Here is a 20,227-nt window from a genome sequence, read left to right as displayed (position 1 = left end):
TACCTGCTATAACGCCAGCCAGCCTATCTGATCCGGGTAGAGGCGGCCAGGGACGTGACAGCGTGGATACAGCACTGAAGTTCAGCTTACCCAAATGGCGCCTCACGCGCTGGCTGACGCATTCCGGACACGATACGCCCGCGGACATCCGCGCGGCGCTGATCGCCAGCCTGTTCGGCACGCTTCCCATTTTTGCCGGCGGCGTCATCAACACCCTCATGATTTCCGGCGTCGTCGCCTGGCGGCGGCCCGAGCCGCTGTACTTGTCGTGGCTGGCGATGGAGGTGATCCTGGCCGCCGTCCGCGTCACGGTCCTGCGGTCCGCCTTGCGGGCCGCGCCCAAGGGCGGCAACACCCATACCGACATCTACATCCTGCTGGCGCTGCTGTGGGCGTTCAGCGTGGGCTACGGCGTCTTCGTCACGTTCATCAACGGCGACTGGCTGGCCGCCACGCTGGCGGGGGTGTCCTGCGGCGCCATGGCCGGCGGCATCTGCTTCCGCAACTACGGCGCGCCCAGACTGGTCGGCGCCATGATCTTCCTGAGCCTGGGGCCGATGTGCCTGGGCGCGGCCTTCACCGGCGAATACGTCACGGCCATCGTCTTCATCCAGATTCCGTTCTACCTGGTCAGCATGAGCATCGCGTCGCACCGGCTCAACCGCATCCTGGTGTCCACGATGCTGGCCGAACGCGACAGCGAGCGCCGCGCCAGCGAGGACGCGCTCACCGGCCTGGCGAATCGGGCGGGCCTGCAGGCCGCGCTCGAACGCGTATGCGCCAGCGCGCGCAGCCATGACAGTTCGGCGGCGCTGCTGTACATGGACATGGACGATTTCAAGCTGATCAACGACACCTACGGCCATGCCGCGGGCGACCAGGTGCTCATGACCATCGCCCAGCGCATGCGGGCCATGCTGCGCGTGGACGACGTGGCGGCGCGGATCGGCGGCGACGAATTCATCGTGCTGGTGACCGGCATCGACGCCACCTCCGCCTTGCGGCTGGGCGAACACCTGCTGCACGACGTGTCGCAGCCGATCGGGCTGGCCGACGGCACGCGCGTCAGCGTGGGCCTGTCCATCGGCATCTCCATCGTGTCGGGCGCCAACCGCAGCCCGCAGGGCGCCCTAGATTCGGCCGATGCCGCGCTGTACCGCGCCAAGGCGCGCGGCGGACGCTGCTGCGCGGTCGCCGGGGGCGACGAGGCCGGTGACGCCGAGAACGGCATCCTGCCCGGCGGCGCACGCGCCGTGGCCTGACGCGCCGGCGGGCGCCGATCCCGGCCCGCGTCCGGCAAAAGTTATCAGATAACCTGAAAGGTTTGTCTATAATGGGCGTATGCTGAGCAAGAGCCTTACCCTGACCGAACAGGTCGCCCGCCGGATCGCGGGCGACATCGCCGAGGGCGTCCACCCCGTCGGCGCCAAGCTGCCGCCCGGACGCGCCCTGGCGGAGCAGTACGGTGTCAGCGCCGCGGTCATCCGCGAGGCCACCGAACGCCTGCGGGCGCAGGGGCTGATCCAGAGCCGTCAGGGCTCGGGCAGCGTGGTGCTGTCGCGCACCGGCGCGCAGGGGTTCCAGGTCTCTGCCGGCATCGCGGACCGCGAACAGTTGGCCAGCGTCTACGAATTGCGGATGGAACTGGAGGGCGGCGCGGCCGCCCTGGCGGCGGTGCGCCGCAATGCCGCGGACCTCGCGGCCATGGCCCAGGCCCTGGCCGCGCTGGAAGCGCACCTCGACCATCCCGAACAGGGCGTGGAGCACGATATCTCGTTCCACGTCGCCATCGCCGCCGCCACGCACAACCGCTACTACCAGGACCTGCTGCAGTACCTGAACCTGCAACTGCGGCTGGCCGTCAGCACCGCGCGCAGCAACAGCCGCCTGCAGGAGGGCCTGACCGCGGCCGTGCACCAGGAGCACGTGGCCGTGTACGAGGCCATTCTCGCGGGCGACCCCGAGCGCGCCCGGCTGGCGGCGACCCGCCATCTACAACAGGCGGCCAGCCGCCTGCGACTCGATCACCTCTTTCCGGCCGCAAGGCAGACATCATGAGCGCATCCGACTTCACACAACGTCTGGTCCGGGCCCTGGGCCCCGACACCGTCCTTACCGCCGGAGCGGATATCGCGCCGTGGCTGTCCGACTGGCGCGGCCTGTACAAGGGCCAGGCGCAGGCCATCGTGCGCCCGCGCACCACGGACGAGGTCGCCATCTGCCTGGCGCTGTGCCAGGAGGCCGGCGTGCCGGTCGTGCCTCGCGGCGGCAACACCGGCCTGTGCGGCGGCGCCACGCCGGACTCGGGCGCGGCCAACGTCGTGCTCAGCCTGGACCGCATGAACGCCGTGCGCGCCATCGACACCGTGGCCAACACCATGGTGGCGGAGGCGGGCGCCATCCTCGGCAATCTGCGCCGCGCCGCGCAGGAGGCCGGCCGCCTGCTGCCGCTGAGCCTGGCGGCGGAGGATTCCAGCCAGATCGGCGGCAACGTCGCCACCAACGCCGGCGGCGTGAACGTGGTGCGCTACGGCATGGCGCGCGAACTGGTGCTGGGCCTGGAGGCCGTCCTGCCCAACGGCGAGGTCTTCCACGGCCTGCGCACCCTGCGCAAGGACAACACCGGCTACGACCTCAAACAATTGCTGATCGGCTCCGAAGGAACGCTGGGCGTCATCACCGCCGTCGCCCTGCGCCTGTTCCCGCGCACCGACGTGCGCTCGGTGGTGCTGGCCGCGGTGGAATCGCCGGCCCAGGCCTTGCAGCTATTCGAACTCCTGTTCGAGCAATGCGGCGCGCGCCTGCAGGCGTTCGAGTACTTTTCGGGCGATTGCCTGGACCTGGTGCTGGCGCACGCCGAAGGCGTGCAGGAACCCTTCACCCAGCGCTATCCGGGCTACGTGCTGGTGGAACTGGCCGACACCGCCGACGAGGCCGCGCTGAACACCCTGCTGGAAAATGTGATCGGCACGGCGCTGGAGCGCGGCCTGTGCCTGGACGCCGCCGTGTCGGCGTCGCTGGCGCAGTTGCAGGCGCTGTGGAAGCTGCGCGAGGAAATCTCCGAGGCGCAGCGCGCCGACGGCCCGCACCTGAAGCACGACGTGTCGCTGCCGATCGAACGCATCCCCGAGTTCATGGAATCCGCCGAGGCGCGCGTGCGCGCGCTCTACCCGGACATCCGCCCATTCATCTTCGGCCACTTTGGCGATGGCAACCTGCACTACAACCTGTCGCGCCCCGCGGGCGCCGACCGCGATTGGGCGGCGGTGCACGGCGCGGCGGTGACGGACGTGGTGCTGGACGAGGTGAATCGCTACGGGGGGAGTATTTCGGCGGAGCATGGGATCGGGCAGTTGAAGCGGGATCATTTCCTGCATAGCAAGGATCCGCTGGAGTTGCGGTTGATGCGGGAGATCAAGGCGGTGCTGGATCCGGCGGGGATCATGAATCCTGGGAAGCTGCTTTAGGGCTTCGTGGGTCAGCCTGGGTGTCTTCGTAGGCTGGGTTCAGTGTCTTCGTAGGCTGGGTCGGGAGCTTCGTAGGTTGGGTTCAGTGTCTTCGTAGGCTGGGTCGGGAGCTTCGTAGGTTGGGTTCAGTGTCTTCGTAAGGGGGGCGGGAGCTTCGTAGGTCGCCCGTCGGCGCGGGCGACATGGCCGCTCGCGCCCACGATTGCGGTCCGGCGCGCGGGCGCCGGACTGCCCCTTCCTCATCCTCGTCCGCCTTCGGCTCCCTTCGGATTCCGTCGGGCGCATCGAGGTTGCTCGCGTCCATGCCGCCCGCGCCGACGGGCTGCCGCCGTCTTGGCCTGTGGCGCTGCTGGAGCCGTGGTCGGTGTCGAATCTTGCCGTGCCCGCCGATGTCGGCCGCGCGGGCGGCCGACATCGGCATACGCGGTCGTGTGCGTCGTGATGGTGTGCGCTTTCGCGAATGCGGGGAGGGGTTTGCTGGTGGCGGGTCCCGCCGATGTGGGGGGAGGGCGGTGATGGGCGGCGCGCTGGGCACTTGCTTGCGCGTGCAGAGCTCGCCGCGCGCCGCCCATCCGGCGCCGGGGTTGAAATGACGATGGAAGACTCTCTTCACGCGTCAGACACCAGCGGCGAGGACAAGTCAGCAAGTCAGGTGTCTGACACCCTACGGCACGGCGTTTCAGGTTTGAAGCAGCGCACCACGGGTGTCAGACATCACCCGCGGCAACAGTATCCAGGGTGTCAGACACCAGCCGTGATATCAGGGCAAGCCAGGTGTCTCAAGTCGCAAGTCAGGTGTCTGACACCCTACGGCACGGCGTTTCAGGCTTGAAGCAGCGCATCACGGGTGTCAGACACCACCCGCGGCAACAGTATCTTCCCATGGGTGTCAGACACCCGGGGAGCATCTCATTAATTCGTGCCGTCATTTCGTACGGGTGTCAGACACCTGACAAAAAACAAGACACCTGGCAAAGAAACCACTCTACACGCGCAGCGTCATCATCACGACGCAAGACGCCGCGTACGCCCCACGAGGCCGCCCGCGCGGCCGGCCTGGGGCGGGCCCCGCAAGATCCACCGCCCGCCTCCGCCCGTGGAGCGAGCCCTAGGCACACCGCCCGTCCCAGCCGACGTCAAGTTTCAATCGGCCGAGCACGATGCGTGGGCGCCCACGTGCCGGGCGCCCCAGGAGCATCGACACGTCAACGTCCAAAACCTACTGCCGATGATAAACCTCGGCCCCCTTCTTCACGAACTCCACCGACTTCTCCTGCATGCCCTTTTGCAGCGCGTCCTTTTCGCTCACGCCCTGCGCCGCCGCATAGTCCCGCACGTCCTGCGTGATCTTCATGCTGCAGAAATGCGGCCCGCACATGGAGCAGAAGTGCGCCACTTTCATCGAGTCCTTCGGCAGGGTCTCGTCGTGGAATTCCTTGGCGGTGTCCGGATCCAGGCCCAGGTTGAACTGGTCGTCCCAGCGGAATTCGAAGCGCGCCTTGGACAGGGCGTTGTCGCGGATCGCCGCGCCGGGATGGCCCTTGGCCAGGTCGGCCGCGTGCGCCGCGATCTTGTAGGTGATGATGCCGTCCTTCACATCCTTCTTGTTCGGCAGCCCTAGGTGTTCCTTGGGCGTCACATAACAGAGCATGGCGGTGCCGTACCAGCCGATCAGCGCGGCGCCGATGCCGGAGGTGATGTGGTCGTAGCCCGGCGCGATGTCGGTGGTCAGCGGGCCCAGCGTGTAGAACGGCGCCTCGTGGCAGTGTTCCAGTTGCAGCTCCATGTTTTCCTTGATCATCTGCATCGGCACGTGGCCGGGGCCTTCGATCATGACCTGCACGTCGTGCTTCCATGCCACCTGGGTCAGCTCGCCCAGGGTCTTCAGCTCCGCGAACTGCGCTTCGTCGTTGGCGTCGTAGCCCGACCCCGGACGCAGGCCGTCGCCCAGCGAGAAGCTGACGTCGTAGGCCTTCATGATTTCGCAGATATCTTCGAAGCGCTCGTACAGGAAGCTCTCCTTGTGGTGAGCCAGGCACCACTTCGCCATGATCGAACCGCCGCGCGAGACGATGCCGGTCATGCGGTCGGCCGTCATCGGGATGAACGGCAGGCGCACGCCCGCGTGGATGGTGAAGTAGTCCACGCCTTGCTCGGCCTGCTCGATCAGGGTGTCGCGGAAGATCTCCCAGGTCAGGTCCTCGGCCTTGCCGTCCACCTTTTCCAGCGCCTGGTAGATCGGCACCGTGCCGATCGGCACGGGCGAATTGCGGATGATCCATTCGCGCGTTTCGTGGATGTGCTTGCCGGTGGACAGGTCCATGACCGTGTCGCCGCCCCAGCGGATCGCCCACGTCATCTTCTCGACTTCCTCGCCGATGCCGGAGCTGACCGCGGAATTGCCGATATTGGCGTTGATCTTCACCAGGAAGTTGCGGCCGATGGCCATCGGCTCGATTTCCGGGTGGTTGATATTCGCCGGGATGATGGCGCGGCCGCGCGCGATTTCGTCGCGCACGAACTCGGGCGTGATGGAAGCCGGAATGGCGGCGCCGAAGGATTGACCCGGGTGCTGGCGCAGCAGGCGCTTGACCATCTTCTCGCCGTCGGGGCCGCTGGCGCGCAGCGTCTCCAGGTACTGCTCGCGGCGCAGGTTTTCGCGGATGGCCACGAATTCCATTTCCGGCGTGACGATGCCGCGGCGCGCGTAGTGCATCTGCGTGACGTTGGCGCCGGACCTGGCGCGGCGCGGCGGGCGGCGCAGGTCGAAGCGCATGGCCGTCAGCTTCGGGTCGGTCAGGCGTTCCTTGCCGTAGTCGCTGGTCGGACCGGACAGCAGCTCGGTGTCGCCGCGCTCTTCGATCCAGGCGCGGCGCAACTCGGGCAGGCCGCGGCGGATATCGATCCTGGCTTCGGGGTCGGTATAGGGGCCGCTGCAATCGTAGACCGTCAGCGGCGGGTTCTTCTCGCCGCCGAACATGGTGGGCGTGTCGGCCTGTTCGATCTCGCGGAACGGCACGCGGATGTCGGGCCGCGAGCCGGTTTGGTACACCTTGCGGGATTTGGGCAGCGGCGCGACGGCGGCCGAGTCCACTTCAGCGGTGGCGGCCAGGAATTTGGGATTGGCGTTCATGGAAAGCTCCAAGCGAATGGTTGGAGCCGATCGGGAAGGAATCTCCGGCGCGCGAACGGCGGCGGAAATACGGCTCCCAGCATCGGCATTATCCGTACTGGTACGAAGGGACTCTCTCAACACGTCTCGGCCTGGAAGCCGGGACGAGTACCCCTGCACGAAAGCGAAGTATAGAGGTTGGCGCGCGTTCCGGCGAATCGCTTCGGTCGCGCATCGCCTTGGCGCTTTGTCCTGGAAGCTGGTATTACCGCTTTACATTTGGATTCAGACTGGGGCGACACCGTCATTCAGGTTCGGTACACTTTTCAGACATGCCGGGCGTGCCGCCGCGCGGCCTGGTCTTAGTCCACTGAAGAAGGAATCGAGCATGCAACTGACCTTACGCAAATTGGCGCCCGCCCTGGTTGTCGTGACGTTGGCGCTAGCGGGTTGCAAGACCGCCCCGACTAAGACGTCCGACGCCGCCTCGGCCACGCCGCAGGCCGGCCAGCAATCCACCACGCCCGCCACCGCCTCGACCGTGGACTTCTACCTGGCGCACAAGGAACCCGGCGCGGGCCTGCGCGAAATCAGCCTGCCCGACGGCAAGCTCTACATGCAGGAAGTGCCCGTCCTGACGCGCGCCGACCTGACCGACGCCGCCGCGCTGGTGGATCGCCAGGGGCAGAACTTCGTCGGCCTGCGCTTCTCCGAAGCGGGCGCCCGCAAGCTCAATGACGTCAGCACCAAGAATGTCGGCAACATGCTGGCGCTGGTGATCGACCGCGAACTGGTCGCCGCCCCGCTCATCGGCGAACCGCTGAACCGCGGCGTGCTGGCTTTCGGCGTGCCCTCGGCCCAGGCCGCCTCGGAAATCGCCGCCAAGATCCGCGGCGACGCCGCGATCCCCGCCGGCGGCGCGCCGGCTCCCGCAGCCAAGCCCTGAGCCGCGCGCTCACAGCAAAAAGCCCGGCATGCCGGGCTTTTTGCTATTGGGCGATCTGCGACGACGGCCGGGGACGGTCAGCCGGCCTTGCGGGCGCGCGGTTTGGCGCTGCGGCGGACCTGCGTGCTTTTCTCGATGAAGGCCAGCGTCATCGCTTCCAGCACGATCCGTTCGTCGGCCGTGAGGGATTCGAACTGGGCGGGAGAAATATTGGGGTAGGGCCACGGCGCCATCGGACGCGGCCGGCCGCTGGGCCGCGGCGGGGATTCCGCCACGCCGGTGGCGGGCAGGGTATCGCTCAGGTCGTAGCCGCCCATGGGAAGCTCCATGGGACCCTTGCCGGTTTCCAGCCATTCGGCCTCGACCTTCAGCACCTGCGCCAATTTGCGGGCCGAGCGGCTGGAGTGCCACAAGCCGGTCTCATAGCTGCCGATGGCGCTCTGCGAAAGGCGCGCCAAACGGGCGAGCGCCTTCTGCGTGTGGCCACGCAGGAGTCGCGCATGCTTCAGTCGGTCCGAGAATGTCTTCACAGGGCGATTGAAGCTTGGTGGCTGGTCACTTTGGTAGTTATAAGAATTACTTAAGTGATAAAGGCGAGAGAAAGCGACATGCAGCAACAGGGCAGTGTCTTCGTTCTTGCGTGCGACGAGGGGGCCCGCGATCTCGCCTCCGCGCTGCGCACCTTCCATTGGGCGGCCCATGCGTTCGATTCGCTGGCGGCCCTGCTCGACAGCCTGCAGGCGCAAGTGGTCGACGTCCTGGTGCTGCAGGGTGCCAGTTCGGATACGGCGGAACAGATCGCCTGGCTGCGCCGCGCGGCGCCGGCCGCCGCGCTGGTCTGGCAGGTTCGCGGCGCCACCTCGGCCGGGCGGATCGCGGCGCTGGAGGCGGGCGCGGACGTCTGTGCGCAGGCCGGCATGGAAATTCAAGAATGGGACGCCCTGCTGCGCAGCCTGTGCCGGCGCGGGCGCCGCGGCGGTTCGGCATGGCGTGTGGATGCGCAGGCTGGCGCACTGGCGGGGCCCGCCGGCCAGCTTCTGCCGCTGACCCCGACCGAATGTGCTTTTTTTGTCCAGCTATTGAATGCCCCGGGCCATCGGCTGCGCCGGGAAGAACTCCTGCCCGCGGAGGCGCGCGGCGCCGCGGAAGGGGCGGCGCGGCGGGTGGACGTGCTGGTGTCGAGGCTGCGCGGCAAGGCGTGCCGCCTCGATATCGAATTTCCCGTGCTCGCGGTGCGCGGGTGGGGCTACATGCTGCGGCCGGACGGCGAGCGGCAGGGCTCGCCGGGCGTTACAGCACGACCAGATTGTCCCGATGCATGAGCTCGGGTTCGGTCATGCTGCCCAGGATGCGCGCGATCTGCGACGATGGCTGGCGCAGGATGCGGCGGGTATCGGCCGATGAATAATTGATCAGGCCCCGGGCGCATTCGCGTCCCTGGCCATCCACGCAGGCCACCACGTCGCCGCGGCCGAATTCGCCTTCCACTTCGATCACCCCGATGGGCAGCAGGCTCTTGCCTTCACGCAGCAGCGCCTGCACGGCGCCGTCGTCCAGCACCACGCGGCCGCGCAGCCGCAGGTGGTCGGCCAGCCATTGCTTGCGGGCGGACCATACCGGCAGCACGGCGCGCAGTTCGCTGCCGATGCATTCGCCTTGCGCCAGGCGCGTAAGCACGTTGCGCTCGCGGCCGGAGGCGATCACTGTGTGGGCGCCGCTATGCGCCGCCCGCTTGGCCGCCAGCACCTTGGTCAGCATGCCGCCGGTGCCGATGCCGCTGCCGGCGCCGCCGGCCATGGCTTCCAGCGCCGGGTCGCCGGCCTGGGCGTGCGACATGAACCTGGCCTCGGGATTCTTGCGGGGGTCGGAGTCGTACAGGCCGCGCTGGTCCGTCAGGATGATCAGCGTGTCGGCTTCGATCAGGTTGGTGACCAGCGCGCCCAGCGTGTCGTTATCGCCCAGCCGGATCTCGTCGGTGACGACCGTGTCGTTCTCGTTCACGATGGGCACCACGCCCAGGCGCAGCAGCGCGAAGAGCGTGCTGCGCGCGTTCAGGTAGCGGTGGCGGTCGGCCAGGTCTTCGTGCGTCAGCAGGATCTGCGCCGTGCGCAGGCCGTATTCCGCGAAGGCGGCTTCATAGGCCTGGCACAGGCCCATCTGGCCCACGGCCGCCGCCGCCTGCAGTTCGTGCATGACGGACGGGCGCTTGCGCCAGCCCAGGCGCGCCATGCCTTCCGCGATGGCGCCGCTGGAGACCAGCACGACCTGCTTGCCCTGCTTGTGCAGGGCCGCGATCTGCTGGGCCCAGTGCGCCACGGCGGCTCGGTCCAGGCCGCGGCCTTCGTTGGTGACCAGCGACGAGCCGACTTTGGCGACGAGGCGCTGGGCGTGGGTGACGACGGAAACGGAGGGTGATTCGGCAGACATGATGGCGGCGGGCTGCGGCGCGGGAAAAGGCGTAATCGTGGGACTGCGATTATGGCTTATTCGTCGCCGCTGCGCGGCGTGGAACGGGGGGCGGCGTCCGACCGCTTGTCGTCGAAGCGCGGATCCGGCGCCACGTAGCTGCCGTCGGCCTGGTCCTGCGCCAGTTGTTCCTTTTCGCGCTCGGCGTCCAGGTAGTCCTGCAGCGCGTAGATCAGGTCCTGCGTGCCTTCGCCCGACAGGCCCGAGATGCCGAACACCGGCCCCTTCCAGTCGTAGAGTTCGAGGAAGCGGCGCTTGGTGTCTTCGGGATCGGCCACCATGTCCAGCTTGTTCAGGACCAGCCAGCGCGGCTTGGCCGCCAGTTCCGGGTCGTAGCGGCGCAGTTCCTCGACGATGGCGCGCGCGTCGATGACGGCCTGTTCGACCGGATCGGCGTCGGGATCGGGCGTGGACACGTCCACCAGGTGCAGCAGCACGCGGGTGCGCGCCAGGTGGCGCAGGAACAGGTGGCCCAGGCCGGCGCCTTCGGAGGCGCCTTCGATCAGGCCGGGAATGTCGGCCACGACGAAGCTGCGCGACGGCGAGGTGCGCACCACGCCCAGGTTGGGGTGCAGCGTGGTGAAGGGGTAGTCCGCGATCTTCGGCTTGGCGTTGGAGATGCGGGTGATCAGCGTGGACTTGCCGGCGTTGGGCAGGCCCAGCAGGCCGACGTCCGCCAGCACCTTGAGCTCCATGCGCAGGTAGCGGTGTTCGCCTTCCTTGCCCGGCGTCCACTGGCGCGGCGCGCGGTTCACGCTGGACTTGAAATGGATATTGCCCATGCCGCCCTGACCGCCCGCCGCCAGCACCACCTTCTGGTCGTGCTGGTTCAGGTCGAACAGGACTTCGCCGGTGTCCGCGTCATGGATGACGGTGCCCACGGGCACGCGCAGCGTGATGTCGGGGGCGGCCGCGCCGTATTGGTCGGAGCCGCGGCCGTTTTCGCCGTTCTTGGCGCGGTGCAGGCGGGCGTAGCGGAAGTCGATCAGCGTGTTGATGTTGCGATCGGCCACCGCGAAGATGGTGCCGCCGCGTCCGCCGTCGCCGCCGTCCGGGCCGCCCTTGGGGATGAACTTTTCGCGGCGAAAGCTCGCCACGCCATTGCCGCCTTTGCCGGCGACGACTTCGATGGTGGCTTCGTCTACGAATTTCATGGTGTCCGTGCGTGTAATGAGTGAGGGCGGGGCCCGTCATCGGGCGCCGCCGGGAGGCGAGGGCCGGGACGCCCCGGCCGCTGCCTTAAAACAAAAAAGCCCTGCCGCATGCGACAGGGCTTTACCGTTCGAGAACGCGGCGAACCGCGTTGCTGACCGTGCTCGTGCCGATTACTCGGCGGCGACGATCGAAACGGTTTGCTTGTTCAACGCGCCCTTGAAGCCGAATTGAACCTTGCCGTCGACCAGCGCGAACAGGGTGTGGTCCTTGCCCATGCCGACGTTCACGCCAGCGTGGAAGCGAGTACCGCGCTGACGCACGATGATCGAACCGGCGGGAATCAATTCACCGCCGAAAGCCTTGACGCCCAGACGCTTCGATTCTGAGTCGCGTCCGTTCCGCGTAGAGCCGCCGCCCTTTTTCTGTGCCATGTTTAGCTCCTGCTAAGTGGTACCGAGTCGCTTCTTAAGCCGTGATGGCTTCGATGCGGATTTCGGTGTAGTTCTGACGGTGGCCCTGATGCTTCTGGTAGTGCTTGCGACGGCGCATCTTGAAGATCTTGACCTTGTCGTGGCGGCCTTGCGCAAGAACCGTTGCCTTGACCACGGCGCCGGAGACGAGGGGCGTGCCAACTTTCAGTTGGTCGCCTTCGCCCACGGACAGCACTTGGTCCAGGGTGATTTCTTGCCCAATGTCAGCCGGTATCTGTTCTATCTTGAGTTTTTCGCCAGCGGCAACGCGATACTGCTTGCCACCGGTTTTTACGACCGCGTACATGGGGTGTTCCTTAAATAGGTAAAAAGGCGCATTCGCGCTGCCTGCCCTGCTGGGCGGGACGGCCGCTACGGGGGCCACCTTTCAGCGCTGCACTTTTCAGTGCGGAACCTTGTTCAGTGGCGCGCGCTTTCGTCTTCCGAACGCCAGGTCCTGGCAGGGTAGGGAAAGCGCCCGAGGGCATTGCGTAAATGCAACCGACGTAATTCGGGCATTGCTGACCGAATCCGGAATATTAGCCCGGGACTTCCGGAAAGTCAAAAAGCGCTTGTGGGCTAAGGGCTTAGGTGTCGCGCGGACGCTTCACGCGGGGGCGGGCTCCCGCGGCGCGATACCGTCCTCCGTTCCCTGGGCGGCGCCCCCGCGGCGCGGCGGCGGGCAGCGCCCGGCTCGCGTCCGCCACTCCCCGTATAATCGCTGGTCGAATCCCCCGCCTTGCCCGGCGGCCCAGCGGTAAGAGCCGCCGCCCGTTCACGCGTCGGCTCGTTTCACTCTCCGGATACGTCTTGAATCTCCCCGCGCTTATTGCCCCCATTGCTGACGATATGAAGGCCGTCGATGCGGTTATCCGCGAGCGGTTGAACTCCGACGTCGTCCTGATCCGCACGATCGGCGACTACATCATCGGGGCGGGCGGCAAGCGCATGCGTCCGGCCATGGTGTTGATGGTGGCGCGCGCCCTGGGCTATGAAGGGACGCACCACCAGTTGCTGGCCGCGGTGGTGGAATTCATCCATACGGCCACGCTGCTGCACGACGACGTGGTCGACGAATCCGACCTGCGCCGCGGCCGCGAAACCGCCAATGCGGTCTTCGGCAACGCCGCCAGCGTGCTGGTGGGCGACTACCTGTATTCCCGTTCGTTCGAGATGATGGTCGAAGCCGACTCGATGCGCGTCATGAGCATCCTGTCCGAGGCCACCACGGTGATCGCCGAAGGCGAGGTGCTGCAACTGCTGAACGTGCACGACCCGGACGTCTCGCAAGAACGCTACCTGCAAGTGGTGCGCTACAAGACCGCCAAGCTGTTCGAGGCCGCCGCCCAGGTCGGGGCCGTGCTGGCCGGCGCCACGCCCGAGCAGGAAGCCGCCGCCGCGGCCTACGGCCGCCACGTCGGCACCGCCTTCCAGTTGGTGGACGACGTGCTGGACTACAGCGGCGACGCCGCCGCCCTGGGCAAGAACGTGGGCGACGACCTGCGCGAGGGCAAGCCCACGCTGCCGCTGATCCGCGTCATGGAAGTGGGCACCCCGGAACAGCAGCAATTGATCCGCGAAGCGATCAAGACGGGCGACGCCGACTTCGCCGCCGTGGCCGCGGCCATCCAGGCGACGGACGCCCTGGAACACGCCCGCCAGGCCGCGATCGCCGAAGCCGATCTGGCCCGTGCCGCACTTTCCGGCTACCCCATTTCCCCTTTTCTGAATTCTCTGTTAGAATTCTGCGCTTTCGCGGTGAATAGAGATCGTTGAGAAAAATCAGCGGGATCGAAGACCAAGAAAAGCACAAAGCAAGACAGCTTCGCCGTACTGAGCACGGCAAAGCTTTAGAGTAGTAAAGATCGGGGCGTAGCTCAGCCTGGTAGAGTACTGCGTTCGGGACGCAGGAGTCGGAGGTTCGAATCCTCTCGCCCCGACCACTTCATGTGGTCGAATTCATGAAGGTGTTTCCCGACGCCTTTGGCTGAAAGCCGGTATCGCGCAAGCGCTGCCGGCTTTTTTGCGTTTGCGCGCAGGACGAGGGGCGTAACGATCGCGAGCGGCGGCGCTGCGCCTGGCACGGATCCAGCCGCGCGGCCTTGCCCGCCGGCAGCCCGATGGCCCGGCGCCCGGAATCGCGATGCTAGCGATTCAGCGGCCGGACTCGGTTCTCTTGCCGAGCGCCCGAGAGCGTGTCCGCCAGGAGAATCGCGCTTCCCGTTGCCATGGCGATCAGGGCGCCAAATATCACCGCGCGAAAGTCATAGGCCGTGGCAACGGCGCCTAGCGTCAGGATGCCCACCATGCCGCCCAGGAACAGGCTGTTCATGTAGGCGGAGGTGGCGCGGCCGACCCGGGTTGGGGACATCTCCTGAACGTAGGTCATCGCGACCGCGGCGAAGGTGCCGTAGAACATTCCTTCCAGGCAAGCGCCGAGCAGTACCCCCGTCAGCGACGAGGCGTTGAGAAACTGCGAAAAGGCGGCAAAGGCAAACAAGGCCGAGATGAAAAGGCCGTAGTTCGTGCCCATCTTCTTCACGAGCCATGGCGCCAGCAGGATGGCGGCCACCTCGACCGCGCATTTGACGCCGAACGACAAGCCGGCGGCATAGGGAGCCAGATCGAGTTCGCGCGTGTAATACAGCGGAAGAGACGTGGAGCACAGAACATGCGCCAGCGCGAAGAAGAAGCACACGGCCGTGCGCTGAAGCATGCCGAAGCTGGATGCGCCGCCATCGGCGGCGGCCACGGCCTTGGCAGGCGGGCTGCGGAACGTCGTCGGCAGCACCAGACGCCCGACGAGGATCCATCCGATCGCAACGCCCGCAGCCACTTGAAACACCGTTATGCCGGTATTCCAGGAGGCCAGTGAAAAGGTGAGAGGGGGCGCCAGCATCCATGCCAGGGACGTGATAACGCGCAGCTTCGAATTGATCTTGGCGCGGTCTTGCGTGCCGTCGAGCATCAGGCGGCCGAAGCTATACATCGTCGTGGTTGCCGTGTTCGCGATCCCTTGGAAGATGCCGACGAGGCCGATGAGCAGGGCGGCGGGAGGCGAGTAAATCAGCAAGGCGACCGCGATTGCGTAGGCGGCCTGACCGAGCAGCAGCCACCGATAGAGGCGGGTGCCGTGGTCTATCCTCCGGCCGATATAGCGATTCACGGCAATCGAGACGGTGATCGCGACCGCGGAATAGACGCTCAACCACCAGGGAGCGAGGCCTTTCCCTTCGACGATGAAGTAGCCCATGAAAGGCGCTAGCAACGCATTTGCGAATGCCCCCAGGAACAGCGCGGGCAACACGGCGAGCGATGCCCGCTGCGGCAATGGCCGGGCCGCTGGCGGCTGATCCTTTTCATCGACCGTCGAATCAAGATCGGCGTGCATAGGCGAAGGAGGTTCTCCAATGATCCCGGGTAGCCAGGGTCGAAGCAGGGTCCATGATACCGGTAGGCGGAGGCAGTGGGCGATGGCCAGCCTGCGAACGACGCGCTGAGCATTGCGTGGGGCGCCTTGGCGCATTGCGCGCCTTCACCCAGAGAAAAACCGGACGATTTCTCGACGTGGCGGGATGGAGGGGGATTGCGGCAAGGATCATGCGCCGCCTGGGAAGGATCGCGAGAGCGGCTCGGTACGGGGAGTCGTAGCGGTTTTTCCCTGGCGTCAGGGATCCCTTGCCGGCGGGAGGCGGCCGGCAAGGGGGCAGGCCTAGCGTTCGAAGGAGACCACGCGCTGGCGCTGGGCGCCCAACCCTTGCACACCCAGCGTCATGACGTCGCCTGCGCGCAGGAACACGGGCGGCTTCATGCCCAGGCCGACGCCCGGCGGGGTGCCGGTAATGATGACGTCGCCCGGCAGCAGCGTCATGAAGCGGCTGACGTAGCTCACGATGGTTTTCACGCCGAAGATCATCGTGCGGGTGTTGCCGGTCTGCATGCGCTGGCCGTTGACGTCCAGCCACAGGTCCAGCGACTGCGGGTCGGGCACCTCGTCGGGCGTCACCAGCCACGGCCCGATGGGGCCGAAGGTGTCGCAGCCCTTGCCTTTGTCCCAGGTGCCGCCGCGGTCCATCTGGAATTCGCGCTCGCTCACGTCGTTGACCACGCAATAGCCCGCCACATGGTCCAGCGCGTCCGCCTCGTCCACGTAGCGCGCGCGTTCGCCGATGACGATGCCCAGCTCCACTTCCCAGTCGGACTTCTGCGATCCTTCGGGCAGCATGACGGGATCGTCCGGCCCCTGGATGCAGGAGGTGGCCTTCATGAAGATGACCGGTTCCTTCGGCACCGGCGCGCCGACCTCGGCCGCGTGGTCGAAGTAGTTCAGGCCGATGGCGATGAACTTGCCCACGCCGGCCACCGGGCAGCCCAGGCGAGGCTCGCCCGCCACCTGCGGCAGCGTGGCGGTGTCGCGCCGCGCCAGCGCCGCGAGCGTCTCGCGCCCAAGCTGCGCGCCGCCGATGTCGGGCACCAGGCCCGAAAGATCGCGCAGCACGCCGTCCGCGTCGATCAGGCCGGGCTTTTCCTGCCCCGGCGGGCCGAATCTCACCAGTTTCATGCTTCTTTCCTTATTGCTCCGTGGTCAAAAAACGTGAGGGGCGGCCGGGCGTTCCAGGCCGGCCGCCGTTCCCCGGTCAGTCCAACTTTACGTTGGCGGTCTTGATCGTGTCGCCCCAGCGGACGATCTCGTCCTTGATGTAGGTGGTCGTTTCGTCCGGCGTGCTGAGCAGCACCTCCGCGCCCAGCGCGGCCAGTTGCTCCTGTACGGCCGGTTTCTTCAGCGCAAGTTGCATGGCCTTGTTCAGCTTGTCAATCACGGGCGCCGGCGTGCCGCTGGGCACCAGCAGCGCCGCCCAGGTCTGCGCGTCGAATCCCGGCACGCCGGCGCGGTCCATGGTCGGGATATCGGGCAGCGCCTTCGATCCGTTGCGGCTGCCCACGGCGAAGACCTTGAGCGCGCCCTTCTGGACGTGCGGCATGATGGCCGGTCCCGACTCGAACATCATCGTCACGTCGCCCGACATCAGCCCGGTCAGCGCGGCGGCCGCGCCGCGGTACGGCACGTGCATGATGTTCAGCCCCGCCTGGCGCTTGAACATCTCCATGGTCAGGTGATTGGTCAGCCCCGTGCCGCCCGAACCGTAGTTGAGCTGGCCCGGGTGCTTCTTGACGTAGTCGATCAGTTCCTTGAGGTTGTTGGCCGGGAAATCCGCCCGCGTGACCAGGAACTGCGGCACCACCACCACCATCGCCACCGGCGTGAAGTCCTTCAGCGTGTCGTACGGCAGCTTGGCGTACAGGCCCGGATTGATCGCCAGCGGTCCGCTGGAGGCCATCAGCAGGGTGTAGCCGTCGGCCTCGGAGCGCTTGGCGCCCTCCATGCCGATGATGCCGCCGGCGCCGCCGCGGTTGTCCACGAAAAATGCCTGGCCCAGCGTCTCCGTCAACTGCTGGCCGATGGTGCGCGCCAGCACGTCGGTGGTCTGGCCGGCAGGGAATGGCACGATGATCTTCACGCCCCGGTCCGGATAGTCGGCCCGGGCCGGGGCGTTCAGCAAGGCGCCCATGCATAACAGTGCTGCGAGTACTCGTTTCATGGATTGTCTCCTCCATCATTTTTTTCGAGCACGCCGCAAGCCCGCCTAGGGGGAAATCAGTTCAGGGCTCTTCTCCACGTTCCCATTCGGTCTGCAGCTTGAAGCGGTCGGCAATATAGAAATTTTCGGAAACCGTCAGCAGACGGTCTTGGGGGTCTACGTAAGCGCGCAGCATCCGCAGGGCGGGGCTGCCGCTCTCCAGGCCGAGCTGGAACAATGCGTTCTCAGGCATCAGCGTGGCTTCGATCTGCTGGCGGATCCGGTGGATTTCCTGACCGTAGTCGTCCTGCAGCATCTTGTAGATGCTGGGATGATTGCCATGCAGTTTTTCTTTGATCTTCTCGAACTCGGGGCGCAGATAGACGCGCGTGTACGAGATCACCCGGCCGTTTTCGACCAGGCAGCGGTTGGTGTGCAGCACCAGCCATTTCGAACCGGCCTCGCAGCGCAGCGACTCGGCCATGGCTTCGTCGGCAACCGCAACGGTTTCTCCAAAGACCTCCAGCCGCGTCTGGTCCGTGTAGGCGAGGATGTCTTTCATCGACCCCAGGCCCGCCACGTAGCTGGGCCGGGCGACGCCGGGCTGGGCGGACGTCACCACCGTGCCGATGCTGGGGTAGCGCACGATCAGGCCGATGTCCACCAGCCGCCGGGTGGCTTCGCGCACGGTATGGCGGCTGACGCCGAACGTGGCGCTCAGTTGCGCCTCGGTCGGCAGCAGGGAGCCCACCGGATACGTCCCGGACACGATGTCATTGAGCAGGCTCTGGTGCAGCCAGGCGTAACGCGGCTGTGTCTTGCTCCGCGGCGTGGCGCGCGTGGGCTTGGCCGGCGGCGTGCCGTCATTCTTGGGCATGCGAGGTACCTTACGGTCAAAAAAGTTTCTGAAAACAATGTACGCACATTTGATTCCACTGTAAAGTTATTAATGTACGTACATTACCAAAAAAGGTTTGAGCCCTATTCGAGGGTGCATCGGACGGAGACAAATCCATGCAACACACGAGTGAAGCCGACCAGGACGAGCAGGCCACCCGCCCCTTCGAGGGCTTGGTGGTCGTCGAACTGGGTCATAGCGTGGCCGCCCCTTTCGCCGGACAGATTTTCGGTGAATTGGGCGCCACGGTCATCAAGGTCGAGAAACACGACGGCGACGCCGCCCGCGCCTGGGGGCCTCCCTTCCAGGAAGGGGCGGCCACGCTCTTCCAGACCCTGAACCGCAACAAGCAGTCCGTGGTCTGCGACTTGCGGGACCCGGCGCAGACCGACGCCCTCAAGCGCCTGATCGCCGAGCGCGCCGACGTCGTCCTGCAGAACCTGCGGCCCGGCCAGGTCGAGACGCTGGGCCTGGACGGCGCCGCGCTGCTGGCGCTCAGGCCTTCCCTCATCTACTGCAACATGGGCGCCTTCGGCCGCACAGGCCCTCTGCGGCACCGGCCCGGCTACGACCCGCTGATGCAGGCCTTCGGCGGAATCATGAGCACCACGGGCGAAGCCGGCCGGCCCTCGGTGCGCGTGGGCGCCTCCATCGTCGACATGGGCACGGGCATGTGGGCGGTGATCGGCGTGCTCGCCGCGCTCTGGCAGCGCCAGGCCGGCGGACAGGGGCGCGTGGTGGATGTCTCGCTTTTCGAGACGGCGGCCACCTGGGTGTCGCTGATCGCCTCGCAGGTGCTGGCTTCCGGCGAGGCGCCGCCGCGCTACGGCTCGGGCACGGCCAGCATCGTGCCCTATAAGGGCTACGCCACCTCCGACGGTGAAATCGTTGTAGCGGCCGGCAACGATGGTTTGTTCCGCAGCCTGGCGCGGGTGGTCGGGCACCCCGAATGGGCCGAGGACCCGCGCTTTGCCGACAACCCCAGCCGCGTGCGCCACCAGGCCGAGCTGTACGGCATGCTCGACGCCATCTTCGCTCTCCGTCCCACCGCCTTCTGGCTGGAGCAACTGGAGGCCGCCGGCCTCCCTTGCTCGCCCGTGAACGACATGAATCAGATGCTCGCGCATCCGCAGACCGAGGCGTTGGGCCTGGTGCAGCGCGTGCCGGGCACCGCGATGGATTTCATCGGCCTGCCGCTGAGCTTCGACGGCCACCGGCCCCGGCCCCGCTCCCGCCCGCCCGCGCTGGGCGAGCACACCGAAACGCTGCTGCGCCAACCGGCAACCATGACCCCGACCACGGAGATCCAGGAATGAACCTCCCCGACTACGAAACCGTGTCCACCCGGATGGGCGACGAGCACGTGTTGCTCGTCACGCTGAACCGTCCGCAGGTGGGCAACGCCGTCAATACCCAGATGGGCCGCGACCTGCTCGACCTCTGGAACCGGCTGACTGAGGACGCGGGCCCGGTGCGCTGCGTCGTGCTGACCGGCGCTGGCGAACGCATTTTCTGCGGCGGCGGCGACCTCAAGGAACGCAACGGGATGAGCCGCGAAACCTGGCAGCGCCAGCACGAGCTGTTCGAACGCATGTACTGGACGTTGGTGGACCTGCCGCTGCCCGTCGTGGCCGCCGTCAACGGCCATGCCTATGCCGGCGGCCTGGAGATGGCGCTGTCCTGCGACTTCATCTACGCCAGCCGCGAGGCGCGCTTCGCGCTGACCGAGGTGACGCTGGGCATCATGCCCGGCGCCGGCGGCACGCAGAACCTGCCGCGCGCGGTGGGCGAGCGCCGCGCCAAGGAAATCCTGATGACCGGCCGGCCCTTCGACGCCGCGCAGGCGCTGGAATGGGGCGTGGCCAACGCGCTGCACGATCCCCAGGACGTGCTGCCGGCGGCGCTGGCCACGGCCGGCGCCATCGCCGCCAATGCGCCGCTGTCGGTGCGGCAGATCAAGAAGTCGGTGCGCTATGGCGGCCAGATGGAACTGCGCACGGCCTTCCGCTTCGAGATCGAAGCCTACAACCACCTGGTCGACACCGACGACCGCCGCGAAGGCGTGCTCGCCTTCAACGAAAAGCGCAAGCCGGTCTTCAAGGGCCGTTGACGCCAGAACCAAGAGGAGAACAAG

18 protein-coding genes and 1 tRNA gene are annotated in these 20,227 nt (G+C 66.7%); 9 read left to right on the top strand and 10 right to left on the bottom strand.

Annotated features, from left to right (window positions below):
- Positions 1-62: 62 nt before the first annotated feature.
- The 3 genes from WHX56_RS02585 (at position 63) to WHX56_RS02575 (ending at position 3,467) form a co-directional block, all read left to right on the top strand.
- Positions 63-1,262: a GGDEF domain-containing protein gene (locus WHX56_RS02585; protein ID WP_129240194.1), complete on the top strand. Its 1,200-nt coding sequence runs from the start codon at positions 63-65 to the stop codon at positions 1,260-1,262.
- 79 nt (positions 1,263-1,341) lie between these two features.
- Positions 1,342-2,058, top strand: coding sequence for a FadR/GntR family transcriptional regulator (locus WHX56_RS02580; RefSeq protein ID WP_129240193.1), 717 nt, complete (start codon positions 1,342-1,344; stop codon positions 2,056-2,058).
- Complete coding sequence (locus WHX56_RS02575) at positions 2,055-3,467, top strand: FAD-binding oxidoreductase (protein ID WP_338880263.1); 1,413 nt, start codon at positions 2,055-2,057, stop codon at positions 3,465-3,467. The genes WHX56_RS02580 and WHX56_RS02575 overlap by 4 nt, the downstream gene beginning before the upstream one ends.
- Before the next feature lie 1,219 nt (positions 3,468-4,686).
- On the opposite strand, the gene thiC is transcribed toward WHX56_RS02575, so the two are convergent.
- Positions 4,687-6,600 carry a phosphomethylpyrimidine synthase ThiC gene (gene thiC / locus WHX56_RS02570; protein ID WP_338880261.1) on the bottom strand — a complete coding sequence of 638 codons (1,914 nt, stop codon included), beginning with the start codon at positions 6,598-6,600 and terminating at the stop codon, positions 4,687-4,689.
- Between the two features lie 367 nt (positions 6,601-6,967).
- Between thiC and WHX56_RS02565 the strand changes: the two genes are divergently transcribed.
- Positions 6,968-7,525, top strand: a complete 558-nt coding sequence (locus tag WHX56_RS02565; RefSeq protein ID WP_129244124.1) for a SecDF P1 head subdomain-containing protein — start codon at positions 6,968-6,970, stop codon at positions 7,523-7,525.
- A gap of 77 nt (positions 7,526-7,602) precedes the next feature.
- Here WHX56_RS02565 and WHX56_RS02560 read toward each other — a convergent pair whose 3' ends face one another.
- A complete protein-coding gene (locus tag WHX56_RS02560; protein ID WP_338880259.1) occupies positions 7,603-8,055 on the bottom strand; it encodes a helix-turn-helix transcriptional regulator in 453 nt (150 codons plus the stop codon).
- 78 nt (positions 8,056-8,133) lie between these two features.
- Here WHX56_RS02560 and WHX56_RS02555 point away from each other — a divergent pair, with 78 nt between their 5' ends.
- Positions 8,134-8,847 (top strand): helix-turn-helix domain-containing protein, encoded by a 714-nt coding sequence (locus tag WHX56_RS02555; RefSeq protein ID WP_338880258.1) that lies wholly within the window; start codon positions 8,134-8,136, stop codon positions 8,845-8,847.
- On the opposite strand, the gene proB is transcribed toward WHX56_RS02555, so the two are convergent.
- The 4 genes from proB to rplU all read right to left on the bottom strand — a co-directional run bounded on the left by proB (position 8,816) and on the right by rplU (position 11,923).
- Positions 8,816-9,952, bottom strand: coding sequence for a glutamate 5-kinase (gene proB / locus WHX56_RS02550; protein WP_338880256.1), 1,137 nt, complete (start codon positions 9,950-9,952; stop codon positions 8,816-8,818). The two genes, WHX56_RS02555 and proB, sit on opposite strands and share 32 nt — an antisense overlap.
- Positions 9,953-10,008: 56 nt before the next feature.
- On the bottom strand, positions 10,009-11,145 hold the full coding sequence (gene obgE / locus WHX56_RS02545; protein ID WP_338880254.1) for a GTPase ObgE: 1,137 nt from the start codon (positions 11,143-11,145) through the stop codon (positions 10,009-10,011).
- Between the two features lie 171 nt (positions 11,146-11,316).
- On the bottom strand, positions 11,317-11,577 hold the full coding sequence (gene rpmA, locus WHX56_RS02540; RefSeq protein ID WP_006389959.1) for a 50S ribosomal protein L27: 261 nt from the start codon (positions 11,575-11,577) through the stop codon (positions 11,317-11,319).
- Between the two features lie 34 nt (positions 11,578-11,611).
- The gene (rplU, locus tag WHX56_RS02535) at positions 11,612-11,923 is read right to left on the bottom strand and encodes a 50S ribosomal protein L21 (RefSeq protein ID WP_057285632.1); all 312 of its coding nucleotides are present in this window, start codon (positions 11,921-11,923) and stop codon (positions 11,612-11,614) included.
- Between the two features lie 503 nt (positions 11,924-12,426).
- Between rplU and ispB the strand changes: the two genes are divergently transcribed.
- Both ispB and WHX56_RS02525 read left to right on the top strand, forming a co-directional pair.
- On the top strand, positions 12,427-13,392 hold the full coding sequence (ispB, locus tag WHX56_RS02530) for an octaprenyl diphosphate synthase (protein WP_338880249.1): 966 nt from the start codon (positions 12,427-12,429) through the stop codon (positions 13,390-13,392).
- 90 nt (positions 13,393-13,482) lie between these two features.
- Positions 13,483-13,559 (top strand) — tRNA-Pro (locus WHX56_RS02525).
- A gap of 203 nt (positions 13,560-13,762) precedes the next feature.
- Here the strand turns inward: WHX56_RS02525 and WHX56_RS02520 are convergent.
- The 4 genes from WHX56_RS02520 to WHX56_RS02505 all read right to left on the bottom strand — a co-directional run bounded on the left by WHX56_RS02520 (position 13,763) and on the right by WHX56_RS02505 (position 18,072).
- Positions 13,763-15,007, bottom strand: coding sequence for an MFS transporter (locus WHX56_RS02520; RefSeq protein WP_338880247.1), 1,245 nt, complete (start codon positions 15,005-15,007; stop codon positions 13,763-13,765).
- Between the two features lie 321 nt (positions 15,008-15,328).
- A complete protein-coding gene (locus WHX56_RS02515) occupies positions 15,329-16,177 on the bottom strand; it encodes a fumarylacetoacetate hydrolase family protein (RefSeq protein WP_338880245.1) in 849 nt (282 codons plus the stop codon).
- A gap of 76 nt (positions 16,178-16,253) precedes the next feature.
- Entirely contained in the window at positions 16,254-17,216 is a 963-nt protein-coding gene (locus WHX56_RS02510) for a Bug family tripartite tricarboxylate transporter substrate binding protein (RefSeq protein ID WP_129244097.1), read from the bottom strand.
- Between the two features lie 61 nt (positions 17,217-17,277).
- Positions 17,278-18,072: a GntR family transcriptional regulator gene (locus WHX56_RS02505; protein ID WP_129244094.1), complete on the bottom strand. Its 795-nt coding sequence runs from the start codon at positions 18,070-18,072 to the stop codon at positions 17,278-17,280.
- Between the two features lie 137 nt (positions 18,073-18,209).
- Between WHX56_RS02505 and WHX56_RS02500 the strand changes: the two genes are divergently transcribed.
- The gene (locus WHX56_RS02500; protein ID WP_338880243.1) at positions 18,210-19,409 is read left to right on the top strand and encodes a CoA transferase; all 1,200 of its coding nucleotides are present in this window, start codon (positions 18,210-18,212) and stop codon (positions 19,407-19,409) included.
- Positions 19,406-20,203, top strand: a complete 798-nt coding sequence (locus WHX56_RS02495) for an enoyl-CoA hydratase/isomerase family protein (RefSeq protein WP_338880241.1) — start codon at positions 19,406-19,408, stop codon at positions 20,201-20,203. The genes WHX56_RS02500 and WHX56_RS02495 overlap by 4 nt, the downstream gene beginning before the upstream one ends.
- Positions 20,204-20,227: the final 24 nt, after the last annotated feature.

The organism is Achromobacter veterisilvae, assembly GCF_037619525.1.
GTDB classification, from domain to species: domain Bacteria; phylum Pseudomonadota; class Gammaproteobacteria; order Burkholderiales; family Burkholderiaceae_B; genus Achromobacter; species Achromobacter veterisilvae.
The sequence above is the reverse complement of the archived record's forward strand: the minus strand, read 5'-3'. Positions and strand labels throughout refer to the sequence as shown.